This window comes from Burkholderia sp. Bp9090, assembly GCF_003857985.1.
Taxonomy (GTDB): domain Bacteria; phylum Pseudomonadota; class Gammaproteobacteria; order Burkholderiales; family Burkholderiaceae; genus Burkholderia.
The window spans coordinates 35,560-53,180 of record NZ_QTPV01000019.1 but is presented as its reverse complement, the minus strand read 5'-3'; the positions used below and the strand labels follow the sequence as shown (position 1 = coordinate 53,180).

General features: G+C 69.3%; 19 protein-coding genes and 1 pseudogene. 7 read left to right on the top strand and 13 right to left on the bottom strand.

The features are described from left to right. The first annotated feature begins 154 nt into the window (after window positions 1–154). Together DIE16_RS18815 and DIE16_RS18810 are read left to right on the top strand one after the other, a co-directional pair. The gene (locus DIE16_RS18815; RefSeq protein WP_044845373.1) at window positions 155–607 is read left to right on the top strand and encodes a hypothetical protein; all 453 of its coding nucleotides are present in this window, start codon (window positions 155–157) and stop codon (window positions 605–607) included. Between the two features lie 102 nt (window positions 608–709). After that, window positions 710–2,728: an LssY C-terminal domain-containing protein gene (locus DIE16_RS18810; RefSeq protein WP_124893126.1), complete on the top strand. Its 2,019-nt coding sequence runs from the start codon at window positions 710–712 to the stop codon at window positions 2,726–2,728. Between the two features lie 15 nt (window positions 2,729–2,743). Here DIE16_RS18810 and DIE16_RS18805 read toward each other — a convergent pair whose 3' ends face one another. Both DIE16_RS18805 and DIE16_RS18800 read right to left on the bottom strand, forming a co-directional pair. Continuing rightward, window positions 2,744–3,073, bottom strand: a complete 330-nt coding sequence (locus DIE16_RS18805) for an addiction module antidote protein (RefSeq protein ID WP_044845371.1) — start codon at window positions 3,071–3,073, stop codon at window positions 2,744–2,746. Continuing rightward, window positions 3,070–3,402 (bottom strand): type II toxin-antitoxin system RelE/ParE family toxin, encoded by a 333-nt coding sequence (locus DIE16_RS18800; RefSeq protein WP_124893124.1) that lies wholly within the window; start codon window positions 3,400–3,402, stop codon window positions 3,070–3,072. Before DIE16_RS18800 ends, DIE16_RS18805 begins: the two co-directional genes overlap by 4 nt. Before the next feature lie 286 nt (window positions 3,403–3,688). On the opposite strand from DIE16_RS18800, the pseudogene DIE16_RS37155 reads away from it, so the two are divergent. Beyond that, window positions 3,689–3,882 (top strand): annotated as a pseudogene (locus DIE16_RS37155) (AraC family transcriptional regulator); the annotation flags it as partial. Window positions 3,883–3,940: 58 nt separating this feature from the next. Further along, complete coding sequence (locus tag DIE16_RS18790) at window positions 3,941–4,450, top strand: GNAT family N-acetyltransferase (RefSeq protein ID WP_044845369.1); 510 nt, start codon at window positions 3,941–3,943, stop codon at window positions 4,448–4,450. An 8-nt stretch (window positions 4,451–4,458) separates the two neighbouring features. Here DIE16_RS18790 and DIE16_RS18785 read toward each other — a convergent pair whose 3' ends face one another. Further along, window positions 4,459–5,412 carry a leucyl aminopeptidase gene (locus DIE16_RS18785; RefSeq protein WP_124487674.1) on the bottom strand — a complete coding sequence of 318 codons (954 nt, stop codon included), beginning with the start codon at window positions 5,410–5,412 and terminating at the stop codon, window positions 4,459–4,461. A gap of 58 nt (window positions 5,413–5,470) precedes the next feature. After that, window positions 5,471–5,593: a hypothetical protein gene (locus tag DIE16_RS37150; RefSeq protein ID WP_257770953.1), complete on the bottom strand. Its 123-nt coding sequence runs from the start codon at window positions 5,591–5,593 to the stop codon at window positions 5,471–5,473. Window positions 5,594–6,064: 471 nt separating this feature from the next. On the opposite strand from DIE16_RS37150, the gene DIE16_RS18780 reads away from it, so the two are divergent. Then, window positions 6,065–7,315, top strand: coding sequence for a YbfB/YjiJ family MFS transporter (locus DIE16_RS18780; RefSeq protein ID WP_124893122.1), 1,251 nt, complete (start codon window positions 6,065–6,067; stop codon window positions 7,313–7,315). Between the two features lie 61 nt (window positions 7,316–7,376). Here DIE16_RS18780 and hpaC read toward each other — a convergent pair whose 3' ends face one another. Next, window positions 7,377–7,922 carry a 4-hydroxyphenylacetate 3-monooxygenase, reductase component gene (hpaC, locus tag DIE16_RS18775; RefSeq protein ID WP_124520373.1) on the bottom strand — a complete coding sequence of 182 codons (546 nt, stop codon included), beginning with the start codon at window positions 7,920–7,922 and terminating at the stop codon, window positions 7,377–7,379. A 332-nt stretch (window positions 7,923–8,254) separates the two neighbouring features. Between hpaC and DIE16_RS18770 the strand changes: the two genes are divergently transcribed. Beyond that, window positions 8,255–8,887, top strand: a complete 633-nt coding sequence (locus DIE16_RS18770) for a response regulator transcription factor (RefSeq protein ID WP_124893120.1) — start codon at window positions 8,255–8,257, stop codon at window positions 8,885–8,887. A 179-nt stretch (window positions 8,888–9,066) separates the two neighbouring features. Here the strand turns inward: DIE16_RS18770 and DIE16_RS18765 are convergent, their stop codons facing one another. The 5 genes from DIE16_RS18765 to DIE16_RS18745 are packed head-to-tail and all read right to left on the bottom strand — an operon-like array spanning window position 9,067 to window position 13,217. Further along, window positions 9,067–9,810, bottom strand: coding sequence for an SDR family NAD(P)-dependent oxidoreductase (locus DIE16_RS18765; protein ID WP_124893118.1), 744 nt, complete (start codon window positions 9,808–9,810; stop codon window positions 9,067–9,069). Window positions 9,811–9,866: 56 nt separating this feature from the next. Further along, on the bottom strand, window positions 9,867–10,991 hold the full coding sequence (locus tag DIE16_RS18760; protein ID WP_124893116.1) for an amidase: 1,125 nt from the start codon (window positions 10,989–10,991) through the stop codon (window positions 9,867–9,869). Next, window positions 10,988–11,584 carry a nuclear transport factor 2 family protein gene (locus DIE16_RS18755; protein ID WP_124893114.1) on the bottom strand — a complete coding sequence of 199 codons (597 nt, stop codon included), beginning with the start codon at window positions 11,582–11,584 and terminating at the stop codon, window positions 10,988–10,990. The genes DIE16_RS18760 and DIE16_RS18755 overlap by 4 nt, the downstream gene beginning before the upstream one ends. An 8-nt stretch (window positions 11,585–11,592) precedes the next feature. Next, complete coding sequence (locus tag DIE16_RS18750; protein WP_011356094.1) at window positions 11,593–11,970, bottom strand: hypothetical protein; 378 nt, start codon at window positions 11,968–11,970, stop codon at window positions 11,593–11,595. 53 nt (window positions 11,971–12,023) lie between these two features. Then, complete coding sequence (locus tag DIE16_RS18745; protein ID WP_124893112.1) at window positions 12,024–13,217, bottom strand: acyl-CoA dehydrogenase family protein; 1,194 nt, start codon at window positions 13,215–13,217, stop codon at window positions 12,024–12,026. A 127-nt stretch (window positions 13,218–13,344) separates the two neighbouring features. Here DIE16_RS18745 and DIE16_RS18740 point away from each other — a divergent pair, with 127 nt between their 5' ends. Then, window positions 13,345–14,901, top strand: coding sequence for a sensor histidine kinase (locus tag DIE16_RS18740; protein WP_124893110.1), 1,557 nt, complete (start codon window positions 13,345–13,347; stop codon window positions 14,899–14,901). Between the two features lie 116 nt (window positions 14,902–15,017). On the opposite strand, the gene DIE16_RS18735 is transcribed toward DIE16_RS18740, so the two are convergent. The 3 genes from DIE16_RS18735 to DIE16_RS18725 form a co-directional block, all read right to left on the bottom strand. Beyond that, the gene (locus DIE16_RS18735; RefSeq protein WP_044845361.1) at window positions 15,018–15,404 is read right to left on the bottom strand and encodes a 2-hydroxymuconate tautomerase family protein; all 387 of its coding nucleotides are present in this window, start codon (window positions 15,402–15,404) and stop codon (window positions 15,018–15,020) included. A 318-nt stretch (window positions 15,405–15,722) separates the two neighbouring features. Further along, entirely contained in the window at window positions 15,723–16,223 is a 501-nt protein-coding gene (locus DIE16_RS18730) for an aromatic-ring-hydroxylating dioxygenase subunit beta (protein WP_124893108.1), read from the bottom strand. Further along, window positions 16,223–17,506, bottom strand: a complete 1,284-nt coding sequence (locus DIE16_RS18725; RefSeq protein WP_044845359.1) for a Rieske 2Fe-2S domain-containing protein — start codon at window positions 17,504–17,506, stop codon at window positions 16,223–16,225. Before DIE16_RS18725 ends, DIE16_RS18730 begins: the two co-directional genes overlap by 1 nt. Window positions 17,507–17,621: the final 115 nt, after the last annotated feature.

Sequence of the window (17,621 nt, the reverse complement as noted above, 5' to 3'; positions counted from 1 at the left end):
AATCGGCGTGAAATGGTACAGGCGATAGGGCCAGATGGGGCGGGTATTCCCGAGGAATTGTCGCCGTCGGGCGGGCGGCATGCGTCGCGGACCGCCCTGATTCAGAGATAAACTGGTGCCCGATTGCACCGTCCCGACCCGAGGAGCCGCCACGATGATCGATCTCGCCGACATCCTGCCGTCCGCGTTGCCCGACGCCGTCGCGTGGGCTGACGCGCAGGCGGCCCACGGGCTCGCGCAGGGCGTGCCGCTGACGCCCGCGCAGGCCGACGACGCGCGCACCGTGGGCGTCGCCCGGCCGGAGCGGATCCGCGTCGTGGTCGCCGACCGGCTGCCGTTCCCGGACACGCCGGCGCTGGGCGCGATCGCGCGCGACACCGGCCTGTTGTCGCCGGGGACGATCGGCCTCACGCTCGGCCATGCGGTGTTCGTGCTGCGCGGCCACGACACGCGACGCCTGCTCACGCACGAATTCCGCCATGTGCATCAGTACGAGGAAGCCGGGTCGATCGGCGCGTTTCTCGCGCGCTATCTGCACGAGATCGCGACCGTCGGCTACCACGACGCGCCGCTCGAGGCCGACGCGCGCCAGCACGAGTTCGACTGACGCCGCCCGCCGGCGCGACCGCGCGCACACGCCGATGAACCTTCCCCACGCCACCGCCGGCCCGGTGCAGACACGCCGCGCCGCCACGCCGCGCGGCCTGCGATGAGCGACACCATCCACGCATGGCTCGGTGCGATCGGCGCGCATCCGGCGCTCGTGCTGGCGATCGTGTTCGCCGCCGCCTGTGCCGAGGCGATCGCGCTGATCGGCACGGTCGTGCCGGCCGGTGCCGTGATGTTCGCGGCCGGCACGCTGATCGGCGCGGGCGCGCTCGACGGCTGGACGGCGATCGGCGTCGCGGCCGCCGGCGCGATCCTCGGCGACGGGATCAGCTACGAACTCGGACGCCGCTACCGCGGCGCGATTCGAAACGGGTGGGTCCGGCTGGGCTATGCGGATGCCTATGCGCGCGGCGAGCAGTTCGTGCTGCGCCACGGGACGAAGAGCATCGTGCTCGCGCGTTTCCTGGCGCCGGTGCGCGCGGTCGTGCCGGTCGTGGTCGGCTGCGCGACGCTGCCGCGCCGGTCGTTCTACCCGGTCAATGTCGTGTCGGCGCTGATCTGGGCGCCCGTGCACATCGTGCCGGGCATCCTGTTCGGCGCGTCGGCGGTGCTGGCCGCCGCGATCAGCGTGCGGGTCGCCGCGATCCTGCTCGTGATCGCCGCGCTGGTCGCGCTCGTGTGGATCGGCGTGCGCGTCGCGCTGCGGCGCGGCTGGCCGTTGCTGCGCCGCGCGGCCGGCGCGGCCGTGCATGCATGCGCGCGCCGCTGGCCGCGCGTCGGCGGCTGGCTGCACGACGCGATCGAGAAGGGGCGCCGCCTGCCGGGCGTGGTGCCCGTGTTCGCGCTGCTGTTCGTCGGCTGCGTGTGGCTGTTTGCCGGCATCGTGCAGGACGTCGTCGCGAACGATCCGCTGATGCACGCCGACATCACGGTGTATGCGTTCCTGCAGGACCTGCGCACGCCGCCGGTGGATGCCGCAATGCGCGCGCTCGCGGTGCTGCACGGACACGATACGGGGCTGATCGTCGCGGCCGCGTTCCTGGTCTGGCTGATGATCCATCGCTGCTGGGTGACGTCCGCGTGGTGGCTTGCGACGGTCGGCATCGCGGTCGTGCTCGTGCCGGCGTTCGGCACCGGCGTGCCCGGCGTGACGCCCGCGAGCCTGCCGCCCGGCGCGCTGCACGTGCCGCTGCCCGACGCCGACGCGGCGTTCGCGATGCTCGCGAGCAGCGGCATCGGCTGGGTGATCACACGCGACCGGCCGGCGCTGTGGCGCATTCCGGTCGTGACGGCGGTCGTGTTGTGGATCGTGCTGGGCGGCTTCGCGCGGCTGTACGTCGGCGATACGTGGCTGTCGGGTCTGCTCGGCGGCTGGAGCCTCGGGCTCGCGTGGTTCGCGGTGCTGGCGGGCGCCTATGCGTACTGGCAGGTGCGCGAGCATGTGCAGCCGCGGGGCGCGCTCGTCGCGGTGCTCGTCGTGCTCGCGACGGCCGGCGTCTGGACCGTGCCCGCGCAATGGCAACTCGATCGCGCCGCGCGTCCGCACGTGGGCGACGTCGTCGCGATGACCGTCGATCAATGGATGCGCGGCGGGTGGCCGCGCGTGCCGACGCGGCGCACCGAGATCGGCGGCGATCGCGAGGAATATCTGCCGTTGCAATGGTGCGCGACGTCGGACACGCTCGATCGCCATCTTTCGCTGGCCGGCTGGCAGCGCGCGACGCCGTGGTCGGCCGCCGCCGCGCTGCGTTGGCTGCTGCCGCAGGGGCCGGCCGATGCGCTGCCCGTGCTGCCGCGCTATACGCACGGCGAGAGTACGCGCCGCGTGTTCGTGCGTGTCGATCCGGCCCGTCCGGACAGCCGCCTCGTGCTGCGGCTGTGGCGTTATCCGTACGCGCTGCAGGATGCGCTCGGCACGCGGCCGCTGTGGTACGGCGCGCTGTATCGCGAGACGCTGCATCGGCCCGCGGGGCTGATGACGGTCGTGCGCACGACGACGATCGACGATGCGGCGACGATCGCGCAGGCGCTGCAGGTCGAGCCGACGCTCGCGCGGCCGCCGGCGGGGACGAGTGGGGCGCCGGCCGCGGTGTTGCTCGTGTGGATGGTGCAGCCTTGAAGCGCGTGCGCCGCGTTATGCGTGCGACGGTTGCGCGGGGACGACGGACAGGCGCAGGCCGACCGTCTTGAGCACCGCGAGCAGGGTTTTCAGCGTCGGGTTGCCGTTGGGCGACAGCGTGCGATACAGCGATTCGCGGCTGATGCCGGCGTCGGCCGCGACCGCGCCGAGCCCGCCATACGCTTCCGCGACCGTGCGCAGCGCGAGCAGCGCGGCCGCGCGGTTGTCGGGGTCGTCGAGCGATTCCATCGCGACGCGCAAATAGGCCACCGCGAGCTCGCGGTCCGCGCCGAGTTCGGCGACTTCCGCGTCGTGGTGCGATACCGCGCCTTTGAGCTTGTTCATGCTTGCCTCCGTTTCCAGTCCAGCCAGTGTTCCTTCGCATGCCTGATGTCGTCGGACTGGCTGTGCTTGTCGCTGCCGTACAACAGCAGCACCAGCGCACTGCCGTACCGGCCGAAGTACACGCGATAGCCGGCACCGACGTGGATGCGCAGTTCGATCACACCTTCACCGACGGGCTCGCAATCGCCGAAATTTCCGGTCTGCACGCGACGCAGCCGCTCGCGAATCCGCGCCTGGGCGACTTTGTCGCGCACGGCGTTCAACCATTCGGTGAAAGGCTCGCGACCGTCGGCGCGCTGATAGCGAAGCAGTTCGAACTTGGAGAGCATTGTAGCTTATAAGTTACATGAAGGGCATGGATATCGGCGTGATTGCGTTGTGGGCCCGATGAGGCGGATGACGTGAAACGCACGCGGGCCGACTGCCGAATCGAGACGAAGCACGACGCGAAGGCGCTGCGCGGGAATGCCTGCAGTGCCTTCGTGGCTCGGGGTGTCGGGCGGGGAGACCGGTTGCCCGAATGAAAATCATTCTTTGATTCGGGGCGTCGGATGACGATTCGGCCGAACGGCCGATCTCGTCGGCGCGTACGGGAAACGCGCCGTGCGGGGGAGGGACTGCGCGTTTCCCGGCCGGCCGCTGCCGCACTCAACCCGCTGACCGTTTCGATGTGCGAGCAGATGTGCAGCCCGCTGGTCGACGTGCGGCGCGCGCGGGTCGGCACGTCGGAGAGGGTCCGGTAATATCTGACGGCGACGCCCGGCAACGTGCCGTTCTCGCGCGAGGACATGGCGCGGCTGATCAGCTCACCCTGACGCAGGGTCGCGCCACGCGCGCATTCCCCAACCCCTTCACGAGAGGACCCGCATGATCACGCTTCGCCCGATGACCGAAGACGACTTCCCCCGCTTCTGGCCCACGTACCACGCGATCGTCGCCGCGCAGGAGACCTACGCATTCGATCCGGCGCCCACGCGTGAAGCCGCCCGCGCGCTGTGGCTCGATGCGCCGCTTTGCACGTGGGTTGCCGAAGAGGATGGCGTGCTGCTCGGCTCGTACTTCCTGAAGGCGAACGCGGCCGGCCCCGGCAATCACGTGTGCAACTGCGGGTACATGGTCAGCGAGGCCGCGCGCGGCAAGGGCGTCGCGCGCCTGATGTGCGAGCACTCGCAGCAGGTGGCGCGCGAACGCGGCTTCCTCGCGATGCAGTTCAATTCGGTGGTCGCGACGAACGAGGTGGCGGTCGCGCTGTGGCAGAAGCTCGGCTTCGAGATCGTCGGCCGCCTGCCGCGCGCGTATCGTCACGCGCGGCTCGGCTTCGTCGACTGCTTCGTGATGTTCAAGTGGCTCGGCGACGCGGCGGCCGCCGACGCCTGATGCCAAGGTTAGACGGCGAACGCGCCGTCGAACACGATCCGCTCGTCGAACGCGAGCGTGCCGCGCGCGAAGATCAGGTCGAGGTGGTGGCTGCCGTTCGCGCCGCCGCCGAGGCCGAGATGCAGGCCCGGGTGGCGTTCCTCGAAGCCGGCGTTGCGGCCGTATAGCCCGCGGATGCCCAGGTTCGTGCCGATGCCGAATTCCTCGATGCGCCGGTGATTGTCGTGCCGGTCGAGGTACGACGCGAAGTCGCGCCGGAAGCCCGCGTCGTCGCTGTCGAAATCGACGATCAGGCTGTCTTCGACATGCAGCGTCGCGAGCCGCTCCGTCACGCGGTACTTGATCGCGAACGGCACGGTGCCGAGGAACGTGCCGCTGAACACGATCGAGCCGTGCAGGTCGGTGACGTGCGTCGCGATCTCGCCGGGCACGACGTCGAGATTGCCCATCCCGTCCACGCTCGTCCATTTCTGGTCCGGCGCAAGCGAGCCGGTCAGCGTGTTGCCGGCTTCGTCGATGAAATGGATCTGCGATGCGCGCGCGGCCGCTTCGATCAGCCGGCCGTTGCGCGCGGCGATGTCGTCGAGCGATTCGGCGAACGCCTCGTCGAGATGCGGGCCGTAATCCTTGAACAGCACCGACTTGCTCCAGTGCCTGACGATCGCGGGACGGATCGCGGCCAGGAACGGCGGGCCGCTCGGCGACGGCGTCGGCAGGCACGACGAGTCGTACAGCAGCACGAACAGGTCCGCATGCGTGAGCGCGGCGGCGATGTCGGCGGGCGGGGTGGTGTCGAGGCAGAGGATCGTCGCGTCGAGCGAGTCGGGCAGGGCGGAAAACGCACGCAACGCGGTGTCGCGGTTGCGGCTGTCGTAGCCGACCAGCAGTTTGCCCGTCTCGCCGCGTGCGAGCTTGTCGCGCAGCGCCGGGTGATACCCCAGCGCACGGTGCAGGTTCAGCATGCGTGTCTCCGGAGGCGGCGGAAGGGCCGTGGCCCTTCCGCGGGAACGGGCTGGCCGCTCAGACCGGCCAGAGCGCGGTGCCGAACGGCACCACGGCATCCTCGACCATCATCTCGACGGCCTCGGGGTGCGTGTCTTCCTGCATCCAGTCAAGCAATTCGATCTGCCGGGTTTCCTGCATGTCAATTCTCCTGTGGTGAACATGAGCGATTCAACATGAAAGCGCGGTAACGGGATTACCGCGGCTCATCCGATGTTTTTTGAATACCGGACGAGTGGCGTCGATATTAGTCTGATGATTTGGTGAATGCAATGCGTGGCGAGGTTTTTAGCCGCGGCGTGCTAAACATGCGGGTTCGCTGCATTTCGCGCGGTGAAGGCGTATGAATCCAATCGCAAAACCCGAGGATTTTTTTCGAATATCGGGGCCGCAATCGATTGATTCATTCATTCAAGCGATTTTTTGAATCGCGAGTTCAATCGCGTCGATCGTTTCGATTTCCGCCATTCACGAACAATGCGCGCGGTTATCGTGGACGCGAACCGGCTTCAGCGGTTTTCTGGCACCATCTGACGACCTCGCGCGCGGGCCGCAGCCGCGCGCCTGCCGCCGTCCCGGCGGCACGATGCGAACCACGATGGAGACACCGCGATGCGCGCAGCGCCGCAACCGGAGCACGCCGGGCCAGCACGACAGGACGCCGGCGCCACCGAACCCGACCGCATGACCGCGTGGCGGCTCGCGATCTGCCTGTCGCTCGGCAGCGCGATCGCGCTCGGTCTCGCGCGCTTCTCGTACGCACTGCTGCTGCCGCCGATGAAGGCCGATCTCGGCTGGACCTTCGCGCAGGCAGGCGCCTTGAACACGGCCAACGCGGCCGGCTACCTGATCGGTGCGCTCGTCTTTCCGTTGCTGTCCCGCCGCTGGCGCACCGGCACGCTGCTGGCGGCCGGCTGCGCGCTGACCGCGGTGCTGATGGCCGCATGCGGGCTCACGTCCGGCATGAACGCGCTGCTCGTCGAGCGGCTCGCGACCGGTGTCGGCAGCGCGCTGATCTTCATCAGCGGCGGCGTGCTGGCCGCGCGGCTCGCGTCCGCAGCGCCGCGCGACGCGGGGCTGCTGCTCGGGCTCTATTACGGCGGCACGGGGTGGGGCATCGTCGCGTCGTCGCTGCTCGTGCCCGCCACGCTCGTGCAGCGCGCGCACGGCTGGCAACCGGCATGGTTCGCGCTCGCGTTCGCATGCGTGCTGTTCTCGGCGATCGCCGTGTCGGCGGCGCGTCGCATCGAGCATGCGCACGCGGCACCGGCCGCGCGGCGTGACGGTGCCGCGCCGGCGGCGACCGCGAGCCCTGCGCGCTTCGCACTCGCGCTCGCCGGCTACGGCCTGTTCGGCGTCGGCTACATCGGCTACATGACGTTCATCGTCGCGCTGCTGCGCGGCGCGGGAATGAGCGGGACGGTCGTGTCCGCGTTCTACGTGATGCTCGGCGTCGCGACCGTCGTGTCGGCGCGGCTGTGGTCGGGGCTGCTCGACCGGATGCGTGGCGGCCAGGCGCTGGCCGTGCTCAACGCATTGCTCGGCGTGGCGACGCTGATGCCGGCGCTGTTCGTGCATCCGGCGGCCGCGTTCGCGTCGGGCGTGCTGTTCGGCGCGACGTTCCTGTCGGCGGTCGCGTCGACGACCGCGTTCGTGCGCCACAACCTGCCGCCGGAAGGCTGGGCGAAGGGCATCAGCGCGTTCACGACGATCTTCGCGTTCGGGCAGATCGCCGGGCCGGTCGCGATCGGCTGGGTGTCCGACAGCGCGGGGCTTGCGCGCGGACTCGTCTATTCGGCGCTGACGCTGTTCGCGGGCGCGGCCCTCGCGGCCGGACAGCGTGCATTAAGGGCGTCGGCGTAGCCGATCGGGCCTGCAACGACCGGCGAGCGCGACAACGTGAGCGCGACCGTTACCGTTCCCGTTACCGCACGCAGGCCGTGCGCGACACGCGATGAAACGCGCGGCTGAAGTAGATGAGGCTGTCGCCGTCGTTGCGCACGCGAATCGACGTCGCCTCGATGAACATCACCGAATGCGAGCCGACTTCCTTCATCTCGGCGATCCTGCCCTGCAGGCTCGCGAGCGCATCGCGCAGCACGGGGACGTCCTGCTCGCCGCGATCCCACACCGGCAATTCGAAGCGGCGTTCCATCGGCAGCTCGGTCATTCCCGCGAAATGGCGCGCGAGCAGTTCGTGCTCGGCCGGCAGCACGTTGATGCAGACCTGACGATTGCGCTCGAAGATCGCATGCATCGCGCTCGACCGGTTCAGGCACACGAGCAGCGTCGGCGGCGCGTCGGTGACGGAGCAGACGGCGCTCGCGGTGATGCCGCAGCGGCCGTGCGGCCCCGCGGTGGTGATCACGTTGACGGCCGCGCCGAGGTGGGCCATTGCCTGCCGGAAGGCCTGTTGCGCGTCGGTGGGGGCGGCGCGTGCCGGCTGCGGGGTATCGGTCGTTGCGGACATGGGCGCTCCTGGGTGAATGAGGGCGGCGATCGTGCGCGTTGTCGATGCGGCAGCGGATCGTCGACGATGAACCAAGCGTACGTCGCGAAAAAGCCGGCGAACATTCGCACGATTGACGATGAAGATGGCGTTCCCGCCAGCGCATCTAAAGGTTCTACCTAGATGCGCGGCACGACGTGCGAAAAAAAGTGCGATCGGGCGTTCGAGCGGTACGTAAAGGGGTATTCAGCGCATTTCCGGCTCGTTATGATGTGCCGCACACCCCGACGAACGACGCTTGCCTCACCCGCGGCGCGTGCGATACCGATACCGATATCTTGCGAGACACCCCGATGACGTCACCCGCTCCGATCGTATACATCGTCGACGACGACAGCGGCATGCGGACCTCGCTCGCGTGGTTGCTCGAATCGGTCGGCATCGCGTCCGAGGGATTCGCGAATGCCGCCGATTTTCTCGCGCGCTTCGACGTGAACCTGCCCGCGTGCCTGGTGCTCGACGTGCGAATGCCGGAGAAAAGCGGATTCGACGTGCAGGCGGAACTGAACGCGCGCGGCGCGACGCTGCCGGTGATCTTCGTCAGCGGACACGGCGACATTCCGATGTCGGTGCGCGCGCTGCAGAACGGCGCGATCGACTTCGTCGAGAAGCCGTACAACTCGCAGCAGATGCTCGAGCGCGTGCAACGCGCGCTGCGGCTCGCGCAGCAGCGGCACGCGGTCGGCCAGCGTCACCGCGGGCTGCGCCAGCGGCTCGATGCGCTGACCGCGCGCGAGAAGGAGGTGCTGCGCGGTGTCGTCGACGGCAAGGGCAGCAAGCAGATCGCGTCGGACCTGTCGATCAGCGTGAAGACCGTCGACGTACATCGCGCGAGCATCAAGGAGAAGCTCGGCGCGACGTCGATCGCCGCGCTGGTGCGCGACGTGATGGTCGTGTGGGGCGACGACGGGGAGTCGTCGCGCTAGCGCACGGTGGTGCGAACGCGAATCGGGCCGTGCGTGTAAGCGTAGTGCCCGCACGCACCGCACGCACCGCGCACACCGCATACACCGCATACACCGCATACACCGCATACACCGCGCGCTGGTACTGACCAGCACCGGCCGGCATCAGCCTGCACCGCACGCTCGACGCATGCCGCCGCTCAACGCATGTACAACCCGCCGTTGATGTCCCAGCACGCGCCGTTCGCGAAATGCGCGTCGCCCGACGCGAGCAGCACGGCCGCATCGGCGACGAAGCCGGCCGACCCGAGCTTGCCGCCCGGCAGGCTCGCGAGCACCTGCCGCAGCTTGTCCGGCGCGACGCTCTCGTACACGATCGGCAGGTCGAGCGGCCCCGGCGAGATCGCGTTGACGGTCACGCCCTGCGCGGCAAGGTCGCGCGCGAACACCTTGGTCAGCGTCAGCGTGCCGCCTTTCGCGGCCGCGTAGTGCGCGCCCGTCGCCGAGCCGCCGTTCTGCCCGGCGAGCGACGCGATGTTGACGATGCGGCCCGCGCCGCGCGTCGCGAAGTACTGGCCGAACACCTGGCAGCCGAACAGCACGCTGCGCAGGTTCACGTCGATCACCTGGTCGAACTGCTCGGCCGTGATCTCCATCGCGGGCACGACCTTCGATGCGCCGGCATTGTTGACGAGCACGTCGATCGCGCCCCAGCGCGCGACGAGCGCATCGCGCGCGGCTTGGAAATCGCGTTTCGACGTGACGTCGAGCGGCAGCGCGACTGCGCGTGCGCCGCTCGCGTCGAGGTCGCGCGCATGCGCGTGAATGGCGTCGACGGCGATGTCGGCCAGCGCGACGCGATAGCCGGCCGCATGAAAGCGTTCGGCGATGACGGTGCCAAGCCCGCGCGCGGCGCCGGTGATGAGGACGACTCGGTCTGACATGGTGCGTGATTCCGTTGGTTCGCGGATCGTGGCCACAGCCGCGCCCGCATCGTGGTTCATGCGGCGAGTGCCGCTTCGAAGTGCGCGGCGACCGCGCACACCTGTTCGTCCGCGCCCTTGCGTCCGACGATCTGCAGCCCGGCCTTCAGCGGCGTTCCCGCGAGCGGCAGCGGCAGGCTGAGCGCCGGATGGCCGCTCAGGTTGAACGGCCGGATCAGCGACGACATCGCAATGACCGATACGCCGTCGCGTGCCTGCCGAAGCGTGATCGGCAGCACGGGCAAGGTCGGCAGCACCAGCACCTCCGCGCGCTCGAGCGCGGCATCGACCTGCGCCGTGAAGCGTGCGCGCACGGCTTCGGCTTGCGCGAGCGCGGCCGGTGTCGTCGTCGCGGCCGAGCGCAGCCGCGCATCGAGATCCGCGCCGAGCTTGCCGGTTTCGACGAGATGACCGAATGCACGCGACGTTTCCGCATTGATGACGGCAAGCCCAGCGGTGAACGCATCCTGCATCGCATCGAGCACGACGTCGTGCGTACGCAGGCCCGACGCGCCAATCGCCGCGTCGAGCGCGGCCGCGATGGCCGGCTCGGCTTCGACGATCACGCGTGCGATCGTGCAGCCGGCAACGGGTGCCGCCGCGAGCGCCCGGTCGAAGCCCGGCGCGATGGTGGCCATCACGGCCGCAAGTGTGCGGATGTCGCGCGCGAACGGCCCGACACAGTCGAGCGTGGTGACGTCCGGCGCGACGCCGCGTCGCGACACGCGGCCGAACGTCGGCTTGAGCCCGGCCACGCCGCAGCAGGCGGCCGGCCCGCGGATCGAGCCGCCGGTATCGGTGCCGAGCGCGGCGTCGACGGCGCCGAGCCCGACGAGCGATGCCGACCCGCTCGACGAGCCGCCCGGGATGCGCGCCGGATCCTGCGGATTGACCGGCGTGCCCGTGTAGTCGTTGATGCCGGTCATGCCGAACGCGAGCTCGTGCATGTTCGCCTTGCCGGCGATCTGCCAGCCGGCGTCGAGCAGCAGGCGGACCACGTCCGCGTGCTGCGCGGCGGGCGCTGCGTCGGCAAGCGCGCGGCTGCCCGCGCGGGTCGGATGGCCGGCGATGTCGATCGTGTCCTTGATTGCGATCGTCGGGCCCGGGCCGCCCAGCGTGAAGGTGTCGATGAAGCCTGTCATGGTCGATGGCGTGCGAGTTGCGGTGAAGGGGGGCAGGCGAGCGGCGCGGCGGCGAGCGGCCACGGGCCGTCGAGCACGCGCTCGGTGCGGAAATGGCGGATCAGCCAGGTCGCGCTGTCGGCGGCCGGCGCGAAATCGATGGTCAGCCGCGCGGCGATCAGCTCGGCCGTGCCGTCCGCGTAGCGCGACGCCTGCAGCATGATCCAGCGGCCGCGCGCGCTTGCATGATCGGCGCCGACGTCGATCGACTCCGACGTCAGGAAGTGCAGGTTCGCCGAGAAATGTGGTTCGGGCGGCAGGTAGCGGCGCAGCATCGCGACGATCGCGTCCGTGCCTTCGAGGCGGCCGAACTTGCGCGCGTACTGCGGGCCGATGCCTTCCCACACCGCGTCGGCCGTGAATAGCGCGGCGAGCGCCGGCCCGTCGCCGGCATCCTCCGGCACGTCGCACAGCGCCATGTAGCGCGTGATCGTCGCGCGCACCGCGCGTTCGGCGTCGAGCATCGCCACGCGCCGCGCGAGCGCGTCGAGCGCTTTGACGGCTTCGCGTGCGTCGGGCGCTTCGAGCGCGCGCGTCGAATCGGGTCCGGTCATCGCGCGCCTCACGCCGCGGGCTTCGCGGCCGGCGGCACGGTCAGCGCACGGCCGACCCGCGCCTCGATCTTGCCGTAGCGCCACAGGTTGTATTCGCCGACGGGCGTCGTGCGATACAGGTTGCATACCGCGACCGTCGTGTCGAAGTCCGCGACGTCGGCCATGATGTAGAACGTCCACGGCGCGCCGTCGGCCTGGCCGACGACGAGGCGATCGTCATCCATCACGCCGAGCACGCGCACGCCGGGCATCGCCTCGACGGCGGCGAGCATCGCGCCGTACGCTTGCCACACTTCGCCGATCTTCTCGCGCGGCAGGTCGAAGAAGTTTTGCGACACGCCGCAGCAGAACAGCACGCGCAGCGGCAGCGGATTCGAATCGGACATGAAAGGTTCTCCTGAAGAATGCGTTGTGCGGCGTCGAAGCGAATCGACGCGGATTACAGATAGCCGGGAAACGGCGTGACGCCGGTGAACACCGCACCCGCGCCGTCGAAGTTGCCTTCGCCGAGAAACGCGTGCTGCGTGACGACCATCGCGTCGCGCAGCAGGCGCTGCAGCGGATGCGTGCGATAGATCGCGGTCGTGCCGCCGAGGCGGTACGCGCGCTCGACGACGCTCGCGCCTTCGCGGGCGATATGCGTGGCCGCGAGCCGCAGCAGGCTGACCTGCTCGGGCGTGACCGGGTCGCCGGCCAGGATCGACTGCCAGACCGAGTCGGTCGTGTCGTAGAAGAACGCGCGCGCCGAGCGCAGCTGCGCTTCGGCCTTCGCGAGCTCGATGCGGAAATACGCGCGATCGGCGAGGCGCGGGGCGCCGGTGGTCGTCTGGCGCCCGCCCGACATCCGGTTCGCGACGTCGAGCGCCGCGCGGGCCAGCCCGAGGTTGACCACGGCGAGCACCTGCGCCGCATACGCGACGGTCGGATAGCGGTACAGCGGCTCGTCGACGGTCGGCTCGCCGCCGCGCACGAAGGTCCACGCGTCGGGCACGAAGCGGTCGTCCACGCGCAGGTCGTGGCTGCCGGTGCCCTGCATGCCGACCACGCTCCAGTTCTCGACGATCTCGACGTCGGCGGCTCGGAACACGGCCGTGCGCGGCCTGTTCGGCGCGGCGTCCTGCGCGCCGGGCACCGCGATGCCGACGCCGAGCCAGTCGGCGCCCTTGCAGCCGCTCGCGAATTTCCACGTGCCGTTCACGCGCCAGCCGCCGGGTGCCGCCTGCGCCGGCTGGACCGGGAACAGCCCGCCCGCGAATACCTGGTCGGGGCCGCCCGCGTACAGCTCGGCCTGCGTGGCGAGCGGCAGCGCGGCGAGATAGACGTTGGCCGAGCCGAAGCTCGCGACCCACGCGGCCGACCCGTCGGCGGTCGCGATCCGCTCGATCATGTCGAGGAACGCGGTGGGCGCGAGCGCATCGCCGCCGAAGCGGCGCGGCGTGCCCGCGCGATAGATGCCGGCCTCCTTGAACAGCGCGATCACGTCGCGCGGCACGTGTGACAGGCGGTCGAATTCGTCGCGGCGCGCGGCGACGGTCTCGATCACCGCGTCGAGCGGCGACACCCGCGCGGCCGCTTCGCGGACCGCATGCGGCGAGGGGGACGCGGCGTCGATGGCGAGGGCGGCGTTGGGCATGAGTGGCTCCTGGGAATGGGGTTCGAAAGACGATGCAATCAGTCTAGAAACGCCGAAAACACGCAGCAATTGGTGCGTAAGGCCGCGCGACTGGTGTGGCTCCGTGCCGGACTAAAGAAATCTTCAGATGCGGGCCGTGCACGCCGGTGCTATGTTGAGCATCCGGCCGCGCGACGCCGCGCGCCTTCAACCGAATCCGCTCATGAGCTTCCCCGACGAAGACGATTTCCACCGGCTGCTCGACGCATTGACGACCTGCGTGCTGCTGCACGACGCGCAGACCAAGGCGATCGTGTGGGCGAACCGCGCCGCGTGCATCGCGCTCGGCTTTTCCGTCGAGGAGCTGCTGCCGCTGAAGGCGCCTGACATGACGCGTCCCGAACCGAAATACCGGCGCGAGATCGGCGTGGGCGCGATGGATCGCGCGATTGCCGAAGGGCGGCCGCAGGTGTACGAGTGGTGCTATCGGTCGCGCACCGGCGTCGACATGCTGTCGGAGGCGATCGCGACGCACGTGCCGCTGCGCGGGCGCGACGTCGTGATGGTGCAGTTCCGCGACATCAGCGCGGAGGAGGCGATCCGTCAGCAGTTGCGCCGCTACGAGGCGCGGCTGCGCGAATTCATGCAGGACCTCGACGAAGGCATCGCGGTCGTGACGCCGAGCGGCGGCGCGCAGTTCATCAGCGAGTCGGGGCGCCGCGTGCTCGGGCTCGCGCCCGACGAAGCGCTCGGCGGCGTGCTCGACTACTGCACCGCGGCCGATCGCGACCGGCTCGTCGCGCAGCTGCGCGATGCGCCGTCGACGTGCCCGTCCGAGCCGCAGCGCTACCGCTTCGTGCGGCGCGACGGCTCGGCGTGCTGGCTGCGCATCACGTGCAGGCAAGTCGAGATCGAAGGCGACCTCGACGGTTTGCTCGTGCATTTCCGCGACGTCAGCGACGAAGTCGCGATCGAGGAGGCGCGCCGCGCCGAAGCGCGCATGCTCGAATACGCGGGCCGCTACAACGCGATGGGCGAGATGGCGACGGTGATCGCGCACGAGCTGAGCCAGCCGCTCGCGGCCGTGCGCAACTTCATCGAAGGTGCGGTGCAGCGGCTGAACACGCGCGGCGCCGTCGACGATGCGATCTGGGGGCTGCGCAGCGCGGACCGGCAGGCCGAGCATGCGGCGCTGATCATCAAGAGCGTGCGCGAGTTCATCGTGAAGCGCGAGCCGGTCGTCGCGCTCGCCGACCTGCGCGAGATCCTCGCCGACGTCGCGTATTTCATCGAGCTGCGTGCGAAGGAAGCGGGCGTGACGGTCGCGATCGTGCAGGCCGACAGGCCGCTGCCGATTCGCTGCGAGCGTGTGCTGATCGGGCAGGTGATCCTGAATCTGGCCTTCAACGCGATCGAGGCGTTCGCCGGCTGCGCGCGCGCGCCGTGCACGCTGACGCTCGGCACCGCCGACGTCGGCGGCCACGCGGAGCTGCGGGCGATCGACAACGGGCCCGGTATCGCCGAAGGGGCGCACGACCGGCTGTTCGACGGTTTCTCGTCGTCGAAGGCCGGCGGCAACGGGATCGGGCTGTCGCTGTGCAAGAGCATCGTCACGCGTCATGGCGGGCGCATCGGCGCGAGCCCGGCCGAAGGCGGCGGGCTCGACTGTCGCGTGACGCTGCCGCTTGTCGGTACGCAGGCGTAAGCGGTGCGTCGCGGCGCAAGCGTAACGGGCGCCATGCACGTCGCGCGCGTCACGCGTATCACGCGTATCACGCACATCGCGCACATCGCGACCGGGCAGCGACGCGCGGCACACGATCAGCGCCCCAGCGCCCGCGCGGTTTGACCACCGATCCCGAAGTCGGTGTTCGGGATGTCCTTGATGATCACGCGCGTCGCCTGCAACGGCGCATCGAGCACGTTCGCGCCGGCGTCCGACAGCGCCGCGATCAACGCGCGTTTCTGCTCGTCGGTGCGGCCGGCGATCAGGATCGCGACGATCACCGGCAGCGACGGCGGTGCGCCATCGGCGGCCGTGCGGCCGCCAAGGCCGATGTGCGTGGCGGGCAATTCGGTGAGCAGGACGCGCACCGATTCGAGCGGTGCGCCAATCGCGTCGACGGTCGCGCCGCTGAGTCGCGCGATCAGCTCGGCCTTGCGCGCGTCGTCGTGGCCGGCCGGCAGAAAAACTTCGAGTGTGGGCATGGTCGTCCGGAAAGGTGAAGGTGGCCGGCTCACCGTTGCGCTGGCGATGGCGAACCGGTGGCCGCTTGCAGCAGGAAGCCGATCTCGCTGCGCGCATCGGTCGAGCCGATCAGGTGGACGACCGTTTCCGCATTCGAGTGTGGGCTGGGTCGTCCGAAAAGGTGAAGGTGGCCGCCTCACCGTTCCGATCGCGCCGAGTGATTCGGCCGAACCGATCGGACGGACGACCGTTTCCGCATTCGAGTGTGAGCATGAGCGTCCCGAAAGGTGAAGGTGGCCGGTTCACCGTTGCGTTGGCGACAGCGAAGCGGCCGCCGCTTATAGCAGGAAGCCGATCGCGCTGAGTGCGTCGGTCGAGTCGATCAGCCGCACGACCTTCTCCGCGATCCGCATTTCGCCGTCCGGGTCGATGTGCAGCTTGTGCGTGACGTCGGCCGCGAACAGCGTCGCGACGCCGCGCTTGTACGCGACGACGACCTGCGCGGATTTCAGCTCGACCATGCCGGCGCTGCTGCTCTCCAGCGTGAAGCGCGACACGGTGCGCACCGTGCGCGCCGCGTCGGTCGCTGACGCCGAGTAACCGGACAGCATCCGCTGCACGCGCTTCTCGCGCATGTCCTGGTCGTCGAACACGTAGTTGAGCGTCGCCGCGAAGTCGGTGGTGTCGGGATCGATCGGCACCACGTAGTGACCGGCCGGATCCCACAGGTCGAGCCATGCGCGATAGTCTCGGCGGTCGAGCAACTCGGCTTCGCGCCACACGAATTCGACCGCGCGGGCGAAGGTCTGCTCGGAAAAGAGGGCGTTGCGGTCGTCCATTACTGTTGCTCCATCATCTTGCGCCATTGCTGGTAGGCCTCGCGCATGCCCGTCTCGTCGGTCGCATGCGCGGTCTTTTCGCCGTTCGCGGCGGTCGTCTCGCGGTTCAGCCCGCGGTTCACGAGGATCGGCACGTCCGGCCCCGCATGCGCGCCGCGCTGCACGCGCTCCCACGCTTCCGCGTCGTCGGGGCTGCCGAAGCCGAACGGTCCCTGGAAATGCTCGTGAATCCGCAGCCGCTCGCGATTCGCTTCGTCCGGGCCGCCATCCATCGCGAGCGCGACGTGACGGATCTCGGTTTCGTTCGCGGAGATCGGCCGCAGCACGCGGAAGAACGCCATCGACAGCGCAAGGTTCGGGAACAGGTTCAGGTTGAAGCCGACCCCCATCAGCGAGCGCACGATGCGGCGCACTTCGTCCGGCGTGTGGCGCTCGGCGAGCTTCGCCGCGAGCGGCGCGAAGCGTTCGGGCAGCGGCGCGCCGTCGTCCTGGTCGAGATCGATCAGCTCGGGCATCAGCACCGCGAGGCTGTGACCGTTGCCGAGCCCGCGGCAGAAGGCGTCCTCGCTCGTCATGAAGCTCGTGATCGCGGCCGCCGTTTCGTCGTCGATCGACTTCATCCACGACTTGTGCACGACGGGGAAGTGATAGAGGTCGGTCGTGTTCTCGAGCTGGATCTTCCAGTTGCCCTTGAACTTGAACTTGTGCTCGCCGTTCGCCTTGATCGGGTAGCCGGCACCCTGCTTCATGAACAGGTCGATCCACGGCTTCGCGCCGCCGAGGAAATCCTCGAGCGGTTCGATGGCGTCGTTGAAGCTCGCGAAGATCAGCCCCTGGTACACGCCCACGCGCAGCTTCACGAGCGGCAGGTCGCCTTTCTCGCACACGCCTTCGTAGCCGTCGCCGTACGGCAGCGCGCGCAGCGTGCCGTCGAGCGCGTACGACCAGCTGTGATACGGGCACGTGAAGCCCTTCGCGTTGCCCTTGTGCGATTCGCACACGGTCGCGCCGCGGTGGCGGCAGCGGTTCTGCAGCACGTTGATCTCGCCGGTCCTGTCGCGCACGACGATCACCGGCTGGCGGCCGATCGTCGTCGTGACGAAGTCGCCCGGGTTCGGCAGCTCGCTCTCGTGCGCGACCCAGATCCAGGTGCGGTAGAAGATGCGGTCGAGCTCGGCCTCGAACAGCGCGGGGTCGTGATACATCGCGGGCGCGATGCGGTCGGGCTGCGCGAAGCCGTGCAACGCGCGGGTGTCGATCGTCTGGGTGGGAATGTCGCTCATCGTCGTCGTGTGGAAAGAGTCGCGAAATCGGGCCGCGTCGCGCGCGGCATCGGGTACCCAGTCTCGTCTTCCGCTACATATCCGTCAAATTGATCTAAAATTGCCAATCAAATAA